Origin of the sequence: Vibrio sp. SALL6, assembly GCF_002002385.1 — a bacterium.
Lineage (GTDB): Bacteria > Pseudomonadota > Gammaproteobacteria > Enterobacterales > Vibrionaceae > Vibrio > Vibrio parahaemolyticus.
Map to the genome: position 1 here is coordinate 24,006 of NZ_MQVK01000005.1, position 12,415 is coordinate 36,420.

The window sequence follows — 12,415 nt, forward strand, 5'->3', positions numbered from 1 at the left end:
TTCCTCAGTTGATGCTCAACCAGCGGGAAAGGGGTTTCATGCACTGCGCCATTGGCATCAGTACAACAGTTTTGTTTTCCAGCTCGGTTTCATAAATTGCTTCAATCGCTTTGACGGAAGCGGTCGTGGTCAAGTTTTGGCTAGCATGTAGGTAGGCATTTTCAGCCAGTTTTTCTCGCAAGTCGGCATCTTGCATGACCAATTGAATCGCATTCAGCAGTCCCGCCATCCCCTGGTTTGGATAAAGAAGGGCGCTATGGTTGTGCTCGAACAATTCGGGAATACCGCCAGTTTTAGGTGCTACGATTGGCAGTTTTGCTAATGCCGCTTCTCCTACGACTAGACCAAAAGCCTCTTCGTATGCGCCGCTAATGAAAGCGTCAGCATTGCCCGACATCCAAGCGCCTGCATTGGTCTGTTCTCCGACGAAGTGCACGCGGTCTTGCATACCAAGCTCGGTAACTAATTGCTTCAAGTTTTCGCGCTCTTCACCGTCGCCGACAATCACGAGATGTGGATTGGTTTGATGGTAGTTGTGCATTCGCATAGCATGAATGAGGCGGTCAAACCCTTTGCGTTTGATCAGCGAACCAACCGAAAGGAAGGTGAATGCATTCGCAGGAATACCCAAGCGCGCTTTGATGTCGATAGGCGTTTCAGAGTCATCCAAAGAGACGCCGTTGTGCACTACGTGCAGTTGCTCTTCTGGATAACCATCGCGCAGAATTTCACGGCCTACATCTTTGCTCACACAGATCAATTTTGGCGAAAGGTGCAAGCCAAGCGAAAAACGATCGCGCAACGTGTAGTGACAATGCAATTGCGTGACTAGAGGTACATGATTCATGCGTGCGGCTAAGGACATCCATTGGCAAGGGCCACCGCTGTTGACATGAACGAGGTCGATATTGTGCTTCTCGATGAGCGCTGAACCTTGTTTGATCAGGTTATTCCAACCCGTGATGTCCCAACGCGGCGCACACCAGCCACCGACGAGATTGAACGTAGAGTGCTCTGCTTTGATACCAAGATCTTGGCATTTCTCAATCAGAGGTTGGCAGTTCGACCAGACAATTGGCTCGAACTTGTCTCGGTCGATACCCAAGATAAGATCGAGTAGTACCACTTCACTGCCGCGAATCCAGTTATCACCATAATGAACGTAAAGAATGCGTTTTGGAGTAGTCATATGTCACCTCGGTCTTATCGTTAATCTAATTTGACTACTGCAACCGAGATGCCAAAATATGCTATTGGTTTAAGTGATTGAAATGTATAGATGAGGAAATGAAAACAAAGAGGCAGCGAGACAAATTCTCAATTTGAGAACCAATATGGGTTAGTTATCCATCTCAATTTGATATTGCGTTAGCAATACGGGAATAACGCTCTCTGTTGAGAACTGTTCTACGATCGTTTGGCGTGCGTTTTTACGGATTCGTTCTTGTTGGCTTTTCTCCATCGTCATCCAGTACTGTAGATTGAGCGCGAGAGCGGGGACATCATCGGCAATAAAACCATTGTTGCCGGATTGAATGATGTCGGGTAAACGTCCGACCTTTAGACTGATCACCACAATGCCGCGTGCCATTGCCTCAAGTGCCGCCATGGGTAGTCCTTCGAAGCGAGAAGAGATAATCAATACGCTGATATTTTCCCATACCGCGTTCATGTCTGTTTGATGACCATGAAAAATGACATTCGCTGGTGCGGTTGTCTCTAAGTTTTGTCGCTCAGGCCCATCGCCATAGATAGAGAAGCGATAATCAGGGCAGGCTTTCGCTAACTCGATAAATTGATCTGCGCCTTTTTCATGGCTTAATCGACCAACAAACGAGATCTCTTGATAATGGTTGTTCATGCTTGGTAACGCGACAAAGTTGTTGAGTAGTTGCGAGGGGCAGAGCACTTTATCTTGAATACTTTTGCTTACTGCAAAGCAGTGATCCGAGAGATAGCCTGAGCATCTGTCCAGCCCGTCGTAAAGCCACAGTTTGCCCGATGACGACTCACCTGCATGATAAGTTGAAACCAAACGTGGAAAAGTGCGAGTGAGCAGTTTGGCGGTGCGAGCCAGTATGCTCGCCTTGTAGCCGTGAGTGTGCAGTACACTCGGTTGGTGATGCGCGACAGCACTGGTGAGGTGCTTGATCGCAATTGTATTCGAAGGAACACCAGATATTTGCGGTAAATAGCTGGTGGGAATGTTTGCCGCTTGCGCTTTTTCTACAAGCTGTGCTTGAGGTGTGTACTCCGTTGGCAACACTATACGCACGGCGTGCCCAAACGCGAGAATGCCTTTTGCCAGCTCTAATATGTGGCTTTCGATGCCGCCAAAAATGCGGCTATCAACAAAAATCCAAACTTCGCCCACAATGGGTAAATCAGGATTGTTCGAGATTAACTTCATCCGCTTCCCACGCTTGTTTTTTACGATAGACCGTTGAAGGGCTTAGCTCCAGCATCACAGCGGCATTGAGCACGTTACCATCACAATAAGCGATCGCGTTTTGAATCGCTTCACGTTCGACTTGCCACATTGGTCGGATACTTCCGTCTGCATTAAAGTATGGCGATAAGGAATGACTCGGTGTTTCAACGCCGACAGTAGGTTGTGTGTGTTGCGCAGGCGCCTCTTGAACAGGTTGCACTGGTTCAATGGGTTGTGTTTGCATCGCTGGAGCATTATGTCCGTTGAGATTGCTGCTCGGGCTTGATGATTCGACGTGTACAGGGGTTACGGTTCTTGCCTGCGTTTTCTTTTGAGTTAACTGAGCGGGCAGGTGAGCCACCGTGACTTTTTCATCATTGTTGAGTACCACGATATTACGAATGATGTTTTGTAGCTGCCTTACGTTACCAGGCCATTCGTAATGTTTGATCACGTGCTGCGCTTCGGTATCAATGTTAGAGAATTTTTTCTTGTCCTCTTTGGCGTAAGTTGTGAGAAAATGCTTGGCTAACGTGACAATGTCACTTCCTCTTTCTCTCAAAGGTGGCATATCAATCGGCACAACGTGAACACGGTAATACAAGTCTTCGCGAAAGCGTCCTTCTTCCACTTCTGTAAGTGGATCTCGGTTGGTGGCGCAAATGATACGTACATCGACTTTCATCTCTTTTGTGCCGCCAAGTGGGGTGTAAGTGCCCGTTTGTAAGAAGCGCAGTAGCTTTTTCTGCATTTCCAGTTCCATTTCACACAGCTCGTCGAGAAATAGCGTCCCACCGTGGGCTAATGTTGCTGCGCCTTTTCTGTCTGTGGTTGCGCCAGTAAACGCCCCTTTAACGTGACCGAAAATCTCACTTTCCATCAAATCTCGTGGTATCGCACCACAGTTTATGGCGATGAAAGGTTTGTCTCTGCGATCACTTTGGCGATGAACGGCTTCGGCACACACTTCTTTACCCGTGCCACTTTCACCGACGATAAAGACGCTGGCCGAGGTTGGTGCGACGGCATCTATCGTTTTGTATACCGCTTGCATCGGTAGGCTTGAGCCAATGAAGCCATGATAGTTGTGGCGATCGAAGGTAGACTGAATGTTTTCTACCAAGTCTTCCAATTTGGCTCGTTTTAGATGCAGTGCCACAGAGGTTTTAAGACGGTCGGCATTGATGGGTTTTTCTAAGAAGTCTTCAGCGCCTTTTTGTATCAAGTTTACAGCTAAGTCGACGCTACCGTGTGCGGTGGCGATGATGACTGAAGTGGGAATATCATTTTGATTGATCCAATCCAACACGTCTTCACCCGACATGTCTGGAAGTTTTAAATCCAAAATGATCAGTTGAGGCTTGCTGCGTTCAATGAATTGAATGGCATCACGACCTGTCTCGACATGGAAAATGTCGTAAGGCTCATCTTTCACATATTGCTTATAAAGTATGGCTAATGAGGTAGAGTCTTCTACCAGTAACACCCTTGGTCTCATAGTCCTATCCCAACTTAATCTGATTCATTGTTATGATTCTGCTAGCTCACTTGGAGATTAATGAGAAAGAAAAAATAGATAAGCATCCTCAAGTCGCTAGCAGATTCTCAATTTGAGAAAAGTTATAGTTAAGTATTAGCACAGGGCAGGGATATTGCGAAAATTCTTTACTTTTTAATTGATTAAGCGCGGAATGAATTTTAAAAGATGAAGACCAAATCGCACTTGAATAAGTGCGATGGTTCATATGGTTTTGCGGGTTTTCTTCTTGTTACTCAAAACCTTGAGCCTTGCGCAGGTTGAGCGCTTCAAACGAACGTTCAGCTAGTAAAGGCAATGCCGCACACAGCTCCAATGCTTGTTGGGTTTTACCTTCGACACAATGTTTCTCGATGCTTCTGGCTTGACGAGATAATGGGCGATTGCCTAATGCCAGTGCAGAACTGCCGAGTGTATGGACTTCAAACTCGAGTTTTTCTAGGTCATGTTCACCCAACGCCCGCTCAATTTTTTGCATCCGTTCACGAGACTCTTCGATATAGTGTTCAATCAACGTGGGAATGATCTCCGCGCAGGTGTCTTTAATCATTTGCTGGAGAATGAGCTCATCAACCAACTCTTGTTCAATGTGTTGTGCCGTATTGGAATTCATAATAAGCGCTCCCTATAACATAAACAGTTCACTTTTTTTAATCTGCTGGGCCAGTTTGTCTTTCCATTTTTTCGGTAAAAAACGCAGCTTTTCGACTTGGCGAATCAGCTCGTCTTTTAGGCTCGGAGTGTGTTTCATGTTTAGCACCGAGCCAATCAGATTGGCATCGCTTGCTTCAAGCAGCTTTTTGGCTTGCTCAAGTTGCGTTGTCGTCGTAGACCCGTAATGAGCAACCAGAAGCGTTGCATCACAAACTCCCGCGATGACTTGCGGTGGAATGTTACTCTTATTCACACTGAGCAACGGAGAGGTGTCGATGACAATGCGATCATACTGAGATAACCATGTCTCAATGTTTTTCCTCAGTGCGGTTGGATCTCGATACGCCAGTTTGGTGCTTGCCAACGACGGGGCAGGCAATCCCACCAGCGTTTGGTGCGCATTTTCGCGCGTAATTAAATGACCGACATTTGCGTCATCATCAAACTCGTGCACCGTGTGATACGCGGGTTTGAATAAGTTCAAGTCCACATATAATGTGCTGTAACCTGCCAAGATAAGGCGCTCGGCAAGAGAAGAGGCAACAGACGTAACGCCTTCTTCAGATTTACAGCCCACCACACAAATCGATCTGTGCCCCTTTTGTTCACTTTGCAGATAGATTTGCTCGATTTCAGCATGAGTCGCAGGAATGGTCATTACAGCGCTCCTATTAACACGATGGTGGTGGTGATTTGAAGAATGTCTCTCAAACCAGCGCGCGCTTTTTCTGCAAAGCTTTCGTCCTTATGAGGAATGTAAATCGTATCCCCAGCTCGAATGACAGGCAGATCGTAAATGTTGGCGGTTTTGCTGAAGTTTACGAGGTCGAACGTTCTCGCTTGGCCTTGGCAGCACGACATATTGACGATGCTAATTTTCTCAAGGTAAGCGCTGTTTGTTGGGCCGCCAGCTTCTGCTAATAAGTCTAAAACCGTCATGTTGTCGTTGAACACATAGCGTCCCGGATCTCGTACTTCACCCAGTACGCGCACGGTGGATTCTTTAGAACGGTCGAGCCAGTTTTTGTTTTTCTCCGGAATGTAAATAGTGTCGCCAGGGCGCACGTCTGGCAGGATAGATTCATCTCCCGTTTCGAAATACATCGACAGATTTAGTTTGCTCACTTTTGCGTAGCCTAAACCGCGATGAGTCACGCGAATATTGTGGATATCGGCATCCATCGTCGGGCCGTCGGCGGCCGAAAGAATATCGAGAAAGTGCATTTCGTCCGTGAAGCGATAGCGACCAGGTGCGTTGATTTGACCAAACACGTAAATGGACGCGTCTGAGCTTTGGCTGACCCATTGAGATTTGTTGTCGGAAGGGTCGTCTGGCAGTGCATGAACGCGCACGACTGTGCCGGCAGAAACGCGTGGTAAGTTAGACGCTGGCGAACCATCTAAAATGTACTGATCTAAATCGAAATTCGTCATTTGACCGTTGTTGGCCACTTCAATTTTGGAGGTGTCGGCACGGCGAGTCGGGCCGCCAACGTGAGCCAGCAAATCAATGAGGTCCATTTCATCTGACCATTCGATTCGGCCTGGACGAACGACTTCACCCATTACGGCAACGGCGCGACTTGGTGCGACTTTCAACCATGACTTTTCATTAAAGTCGGTTTTTTCTGGTACGAATATCGCGTCGCCAGCGCTCACTTTTGGTGGCGCCACGGAAGATAGCCCTTCAGTATGCGCCGTTAAGTCGAACTTGATTACCTGACCGTCGGCTTTTATCACTCGTATTTGGCGTGATTCTGCGTAACGAGTTGGGCCCCCCGCGTTTGCCAGAATGTCCATAAAGCTCGCGCCTTGTTTACCTTCGTAAGCTCCCGGGTGCGCAACTTCACCCATGATATAAACTACGTTCGCGCCAGCTTTTATCTCTTCTTCCTGCTTAGGAACAAAGATGGTTGCGCCGGGCAATATCTCAGGCAGCAAGCTTTGATCGCCTGTATCTAGGTAGGTTTTCAAGTTGAACATAGTTGGTGTGTTGTTCGTAATCACGCGAATTTGCTCAACGCTCGCGTAGCGAGTAACACCGCCAGCGCGCATGACCACATCGACAAGTGTGGTGTTTGGCTTGTAAGTAAATGAGCCCGGGGCGTTCACTTCACCGAACACTTTGATTGCGCGAGCGGAGTCGGCACTGTCACCAGAGTTGGCGAGTTTGGCTGCATCGAATTCTTGCTCAATGTTGCCGACCAATGGGGAAGCAGGCACAAATAACACGTCTAACGATTCCAATTTTGGTAGCTGTCTGTTGTCGCCTGTATCCAAAAAGCGTTTGTAATCGAACTCGATGTTCTGATCGCCACGTTTGACGATCATTTTGTCGAGCTGCGCGCCAGCACGGAGTCCGCCAGCTTCGTAAACAAACATTTGGATGTTAGAACCTGCGGGCAACGTGTATTCACCCGGCTTAACAACGTAGCCTTGCACGGAGACAAGCAGTTGTTGCTGTTTAATGAACACGCGAGCGTTATTCACGTCTCGATAGACGGTTTTCAGCGTTTCAATAATGACATCTTGCAATTGCTGCTCGTTATAACCAGCAACAAACACCGGACCGATTTCCGGTAAGTTGATTCGTCCGCGGCGGTCCACTTGAAAACCTTGGTTTAGCGATGCTTCGCCGGGCAGGTTGATCTGTACTAAGTCACCAACTTTTACTGTGTCGTTATCTGCGGCATGCAGAGGGGTTACCCAAGCGAGCACGCACATCGCGAACAAGGCAAAAAACGTTTTGAAAATGCTCATAACGCGCCTCCTATCGAACCGCTCGCGCTCGTTGGCATGTTGCCTTTGTTAGGTAAATTGTGATTACTTGGCGCATTGCTATCAGAGTTTGCGCTGAGAACTTCGATGCTCACACGACGGTTGGTTAGGCGCACGGCTGGCGTTTGTCCCTCATACAAAGGCAATGTGTCGCCAACAGATTTGGTTTGTACACGGTCTGACGTTACTCCGAACACACTTAAGTATCGTTTAACTTGCTCGGCTCGTTCCTGTGCTAGTTTTTTATTGTGCTCAGGCGTACCCGTGACGTCCGCATGGCCAGTGACAACCAGAGACAGAGCAGGGTGGTCGCGCAGAATATAAGCGGCTTCTGCCAAGTGTCCCATGTACTTCGGATTGATCTCCGCAGAATCAATGGCAAACTGATTATCGACGTTGAGCAGTGCATAAATATCGGCGACGATGTTTAAGTCATTCCTTAGCGCATCGATGTCGTCCGGCGGCGTGCAAGTGGTTTGCGTAAGTACGTAGTCGAGTTGCTGCTCAAGCTGGTTTAATCGACGACGCTGGATGACTAGGTCATTGGCGGCATCAAGCAGTAAACCGCCTTCTAGTTCACGAGCAATGCGATTTTGCTTCTCGAGTGCTTGCACCACTGCAGCAGGGAAGCACCAACGAGCGCCTTCTTGAATCAAAGCGTCGAGATGAAGCTTGGTCAACTGCCAATCGAATCGCAATCCATGCTCTGGGCCCAATGGTTCATCTGGCATCACAGGCGAGAACTGATAGTTCTCAATCGAAATATCTTGATAGCTTTCCGCCAATCCACCCTGACCATGATCGGGATAATCAAATGACGAACAACCAAACATGCCGACAACGAGACCGCTAACTACACTTCGTCGTATTAGATTTACCATGCCAACCTCCGTTTAAACCGGTATTTTTAGTGTCCTTTTGAGTTGACGGGAATGGCATGGTTGATACGTAGCAAGCTCATGATTTCTAATGGCTGACCTGATACGTTTTCAATACTCATGCTTCGTTCACGTTCAACTAGGCGCTTATATAAGTAAACAATGGCACCAATCCCTGAGGAATCAAGAAATTGGACGTGCTGGAGGTTGATTTCGACTTCTTTGTGATGATTGTTGTGAATTACTTCATCAATGTGATGTTGGGCTTGACGACAGCCGTTTGCATCCAAGTCACCAAAAATCTCAATCGCTAGTTTGTCTTGGGTGATTTCAAGTTTGCGTAGTTCCATGATCCTATCTCCATTTAGGTTCTTTCCTAATCTCGTAGAGCAGGGAGTGTGCCAAAATTTAAATTCAATAATTTCAATTAATTAAAGTGATTGCAGTGTGATGTTCAAATTGAGAAACGCCCAGTTCTCAATTTGAGAATCAAAAATGAACGATGATTTAGATGCAGATTGAAAATTGAAGAGGAGAGTTTGGCTTTATAACCGTGCCATTAACGTGAGCTGAAAAAACAAATGCAATACCTGTCTAAACTTTATGATTTACCTTGCAAACCATTACTTATGTTGATTGTTCTGAGTCGAATAATTAACACTGACAAATAGGTAAATCGGTGGAGTTACGTTTCAATAAAGATGCTTTTTTGTACAAGGTTCCCCCATGCCATTAAAAATGACATTGATTGCCCTTGCCGTTATGGCATCTGCGCAGCCCCAAGCGAATACACCTATAGCTCCGCCCGTCTCTCTTGCTGAAACCTATCAAGATGGAATAGATGTTTCTGAGTATTGGTACAGTGAGAAACTCGATGGAATTCGAGCCTACTGGACAGGTCAACACCTCGTGACCCGCAACGGAAACCGAATTTATGCGCCCGAGTGGTTCACTGAGTCACTCCCAAACTATCCATTGGATGGTGAGCTTTGGGCCGGACGCGGAAATTTTCACATTGTTCAGCAAACCGTTCTTGATAAAACACCAATTGATAGCGCGTGGCGCGAAATCGATTTTATGGTGTTTGACATGCCGTATTCCGCAGGAGATTACCGAAAACGTTATTACAACATTCAAGATTTAGTGTTTGATATTGATAAACACCACATCAAATACGTTGAGCACCGAGCCATCCAAAACGAGCAACATTTGTTTGCTCAACTGGATAAAATTTCCTTGTCCGATGGCGAAGGCGTGATGCTGCGTAAAGTGTCGAGCCGTTACCAAGCGGGCAGAGGAAGCGACTTACTTAAGTTAAAGCGCTACGCCGACACGGAAGCTCAAGTGGTTGGCTACAAACCGGGAACGGGGCGTTTGCTTGGGATGATGGGCGCAATGCTCGTGCGTTTGCCAGATGGTACAGAGTTTTACATCGGCAGCGGTTTTACGGATGAAGTTCGTCGCCATCCGCCGAAAATCGGTTCTACCATTACGTTTAGATACAACGGATTTACCCAAACGGGGAAACCAAGATTTGCTCGCTTTTTGAGAGAACGATTCAAGGAGTAGGTGAGTTTCCAACTACCACGCCACAACGTTTAAAAAGACCCTGCCAGAACTTAACATGTTCTAGGGTCTTTGTTCTAAATTGCTCATGCGCTTTTATCACGCCATAACTTTCCCCATGAAGTTCCATTCTCTGCTCAATGAGTATTGCACCATCATTCAACTGCTGATATGTACTGTCGACAAAGGCGAGGTATGGCTGTACTTCTTCAACATAAATTGACTGGAAAACATTTTTCAAATAGCGAAATTGTGTGGTGTCTCGATTCTTTCCACACACAATGCGCTCCTGATTTTCTTCTAGCAATTTTGTGGTGACATCAAGCCACTCAGAAGTGCTGTTCAAAGTGAAGTAAACCTTACCCATCAAGCGAGACTTTTCCATTTCCTCTTGATATTGCACGAAGGAGAAAGAGGGTAAGCGCGAAATGACCCCTTTAGGCGTCTCATACATGGCATTTAGCGCATGAAAGGTTTCACTGACATGAGCAGTTTGATTGCGGCTTTTGGCTGATAACCAACTTGAAGCGGTGAGTTGCTTGCGCATGGTTTCGCTTGTGAGGAGAACGTTATCAAGATGAACGGGAAGATGCTGCCATTTTTGTTCATACAGGCGAGTTAATGTCGTGCGTTCGTCTTCGCTCAAGGGGTATTCAGTCAAACAACCATTGAGCGTGTTGAGCAAAGTGGTCTGGTAATCCAGGTCATGGAAAGGGTCTTGTACTTTGCCCAATTGGGAGTTCTTTTCCGCAATCAGGTTGAACAGGCCGCATTGGCGCAGCTGGTAACTCTCTAGTAACCCTAGCGACAATCTTGGCAGCTCTTGATACAAAGCCCTTTTATCGGGAATCGTGATAGCAGAAACCTCGTTAAGCTCTCTCGGGGGAACGTCGAGTACGTTTGCCAAACGTTGATGGTACTTTTCAAAGATTGCGCGCTCTGGATTAGTCCAACCGTTGCAACCGCTGAGCAAAGCGAGTAATGCGAAGAATAGGATTTTCACGAACTTCCTTGTCTGTTTGCTTGTGTTACTCAATTAATACGTTGTCAAAAAGTATACCTAACAACTTGCCATGAAGATCAAAAAAGCCAGCGAATGCTGGCTTTTACGTTCTGTTGTAAACCGTCACCAATGGCGAGCAGAATTACTGCAGAGAAAAGTTAAGTTGTACATCGGGCTCTTGACGGTGCATCCAACGAAGGCGAACACCAAGCATTAACGCAGCTGCGGTCAGGCCAATGATAAAGCCAAGCCAGAAACCTTGTGCGCCCATTGGTTCAACAATCCAATCTGTACGACCAAGAATGTAACCAGTAGGAAGGCCAAGAATCCAATACGCGATGAATGTGCGGTTGAAGATCGCGCGCATGTCTTTGTAGCCACGAAGTGCACCGGCTGCGATTACTTGAACGGCATCAGTGCATTGGTAAACGGCGGCAAACAGCAATAACTGCATCGCTAGTGTGATTACTTCTGGGTTATTGGTGTAAAGCTCAGCAATCAGTTCACGAGACAATACTGTGATGATCGCTGTAATCGTTGCTAAAGCAAGACCAACCATAATACCGACTCGAGATGCAACGCGTGCACCGTCGACATTTTCTTCACCCAAACGGTGACCAACGCGAATACTTACCGCAGCACCTACACTCATTGGCAACATAAATACCAACGAAGAGAAGTTAATCGCAACTTGGTGCGCCGCAACGATGATTGGACCAAGTGGTGATACCAACAGCGCCACTACAGCAAACAGTGTCACTTCAAAGAACAGTGCCGCTGCAACAGGGAAACCCAGTTTAAACAGGCGAACTTGCGCTTTCCATTGTGGTTTATGGTATTCGCCAAACACATTGATGCTTTTTAGTCGTGATGACGTCATCACATACGCCAATAGCAACGCGAACATAACCCAATATACGATGGTGGTTGCTACGCCACAGCCTACGCCACCCAACTCAGGCGCGCCAAATTTACCGTAAACGAAAATCCAGTTAAGCGGGATGTTCAGCAGCAAACCAATAAATCCAATCACCATCGCTGGTTTGGTTAATGACATACCATCAGTGAAGCTGCGCAGAGTTTGGAAGAGAAGAAAAGCTGGCACAGCGAAAATCACAGCATGAATGTAGCCGACGGTTTTATCTGCCATCACAGCTTCTACGTCCATCAATTGTAGAATGAACTGTGTTTGCAGTAACACACCAATGATCGGGATACTGATTAACAACGCAAGGACAACACCTTGCTGAATTTCAAATGGGATCTTTTCGCGACGCGCAGATCCGTTAAGCTGCGCCACAACAGGAACCAAAGCCATAAGCAGGCCAATACCAAACAAAATAGATGGCAGCCAAATGCTTGAAGCGACAGATACCGCAGCCATGTCAGTTGCGCTAACGCCACCTGCCATTACGGTATCGACAAAACCCATGCCCGTTTGAGCGACAGACGCGATCAATACAGGGGTAGCCAATTTAATTAGACTCGATGCTTCTTCTTTATAGCGATGCACGAAAAATACTCCAGAGCGGAACAATAAGATTGAAAGAAAGGGAGTGCTCGAGGAC

The 12,415-nt window shown here is 46.9% G+C and carries 11 protein-coding genes; 1 reads left to right on the forward strand and 10 read right to left on the reverse strand.

The window, feature by feature from the left end:
* Nucleotides 1–4: 4 nt before the first annotated feature.
* The 8 genes from BIW15_RS01280 to BIW15_RS01315 form a co-directional block, all read right to left on the reverse strand.
* The gene (locus BIW15_RS01280; protein WP_077280438.1) at nucleotides 5–1,189 is read right to left on the reverse strand and encodes a glycosyltransferase; all 1,185 of its coding nucleotides are present in this window, start codon (nucleotides 1,187–1,189) and stop codon (nucleotides 5–7) included.
* 150 nt (nucleotides 1,190–1,339) lie between these two features.
* Nucleotides 1,340–2,410 (reverse strand): glycosyltransferase family 4 protein, encoded by a 1,071-nt coding sequence (locus BIW15_RS01285; RefSeq protein ID WP_031848532.1) that lies wholly within the window; start codon nucleotides 2,408–2,410, stop codon nucleotides 1,340–1,342.
* Nucleotides 2,385–3,929: a sigma-54 dependent transcriptional regulator gene (locus BIW15_RS01290; RefSeq protein WP_025553704.1), complete on the reverse strand. Its 1,545-nt coding sequence runs from the start codon at nucleotides 3,927–3,929 to the stop codon at nucleotides 2,385–2,387. The genes BIW15_RS01285 and BIW15_RS01290 overlap by 26 nt, the downstream gene beginning before the upstream one ends.
* 271 nt (nucleotides 3,930–4,200) lie before the next feature.
* Nucleotides 4,201–4,581, reverse strand: a complete 381-nt coding sequence (locus BIW15_RS01295) for an Hpt domain-containing protein (protein WP_005454845.1) — start codon at nucleotides 4,579–4,581, stop codon at nucleotides 4,201–4,203.
* A gap of 12 nt (nucleotides 4,582–4,593) precedes the next feature.
* Nucleotides 4,594–5,280: a CpsD/CapB family tyrosine-protein kinase gene (locus BIW15_RS01300; protein WP_029842791.1), complete on the reverse strand. Its 687-nt coding sequence runs from the start codon at nucleotides 5,278–5,280 to the stop codon at nucleotides 4,594–4,596.
* Complete coding sequence (locus BIW15_RS01305; RefSeq protein ID WP_256856964.1) at nucleotides 5,280–7,346, reverse strand: SLBB domain-containing protein; 2,067 nt, start codon at nucleotides 7,344–7,346, stop codon at nucleotides 5,280–5,282. The genes BIW15_RS01300 and BIW15_RS01305 overlap by 1 nt, the downstream gene beginning before the upstream one ends.
* Nucleotides 7,347–7,378: 32 nt before the next feature.
* Complete coding sequence (locus BIW15_RS01310) at nucleotides 7,379–8,281, reverse strand: OmpA family protein (protein ID WP_005491469.1); 903 nt, start codon at nucleotides 8,279–8,281, stop codon at nucleotides 7,379–7,381.
* A gap of 26 nt (nucleotides 8,282–8,307) precedes the next feature.
* Nucleotides 8,308–8,628 carry an STAS domain-containing protein gene (locus BIW15_RS01315; protein ID WP_005454817.1) on the reverse strand — a complete coding sequence of 107 codons (321 nt, stop codon included), beginning with the start codon at nucleotides 8,626–8,628 and terminating at the stop codon, nucleotides 8,308–8,310.
* A 376-nt stretch (nucleotides 8,629–9,004) separates the two neighbouring features.
* On the opposite strand from BIW15_RS01315, the gene BIW15_RS01320 reads away from it, so the two are divergent.
* The gene (locus BIW15_RS01320) at nucleotides 9,005–9,847 is read left to right on the forward strand and encodes a DNA ligase (RefSeq protein WP_005454987.1); all 843 of its coding nucleotides are present in this window, start codon (nucleotides 9,005–9,007) and stop codon (nucleotides 9,845–9,847) included.
* On the opposite strand, the gene BIW15_RS01325 is transcribed toward BIW15_RS01320, so the two are convergent.
* Both BIW15_RS01325 and BIW15_RS01330 read right to left on the reverse strand, forming a co-directional pair.
* Nucleotides 9,837–10,847 (reverse strand): DUF3080 domain-containing protein, encoded by a 1,011-nt coding sequence (locus tag BIW15_RS01325; protein WP_031380936.1) that lies wholly within the window; start codon nucleotides 10,845–10,847, stop codon nucleotides 9,837–9,839. The genes BIW15_RS01320 and BIW15_RS01325 overlap by 11 nt on opposite strands.
* Nucleotides 10,848–10,989: 142 nt before the next feature.
* Nucleotides 10,990–12,360: an MATE family efflux transporter gene (locus BIW15_RS01330; protein WP_015296717.1), complete on the reverse strand. Its 1,371-nt coding sequence runs from the start codon at nucleotides 12,358–12,360 to the stop codon at nucleotides 10,990–10,992.
* Nucleotides 12,361–12,415: the final 55 nt, after the last annotated feature.

What these genes read in the sequence shown, in the direction of transcription:
- BIW15_RS01300 (WP_029842791.1), bottom strand. Translation starts at nt 5,280, where the DNA reads ATGACCATTCCTGCGACTCATGCTGAAATCGAGCAAATCTATCTGCAA.
- BIW15_RS01290 (WP_025553704.1), bottom strand. Translation starts at nt 3,929, where the DNA reads ATGAGACCAAGGGTGTTACTGGTAGAAGACTCTACCTCATTAGCCATA.
- BIW15_RS01315 (WP_005454817.1), bottom strand. Translation starts at nt 8,628, where the DNA reads ATGGAACTACGCAAACTTGAAATCACCCAAGACAAACTAGCGATTGAG.
- BIW15_RS01310 (WP_005491469.1), bottom strand. Translation starts at nt 8,281, where the DNA reads ATGGTAAATCTAATACGACGAAGTGTAGTTAGCGGTCTCGTTGTCGGC.
- BIW15_RS01280 (WP_077280438.1), bottom strand. Translation starts at nt 1,189, where the DNA reads ATGACTACTCCAAAACGCATTCTTTACGTTCATTATGGTGATAACTGG.
- BIW15_RS01295 (WP_005454845.1), bottom strand. Translation starts at nt 4,581, where the DNA reads ATGAATTCCAATACGGCACAACACATTGAACAAGAGTTGGTTGATGAG.
- BIW15_RS01305 (WP_256856964.1), bottom strand. Translation starts at nt 7,346, where the DNA reads ATGTGCGTGCTCGCTTGGGTAACCCCTCTGCATGCCGCAGATAACGAC.
- BIW15_RS01285 (WP_031848532.1), bottom strand. Translation starts at nt 2,410, where the DNA reads ATGAAGTTAATCTCGAACAATCCTGATTTACCCATTGTGGGCGAAGTT.
- BIW15_RS01320 (WP_005454987.1), top strand. Translation starts at nt 9,005, where the DNA reads ATGCCATTAAAAATGACATTGATTGCCCTTGCCGTTATGGCATCTGCG.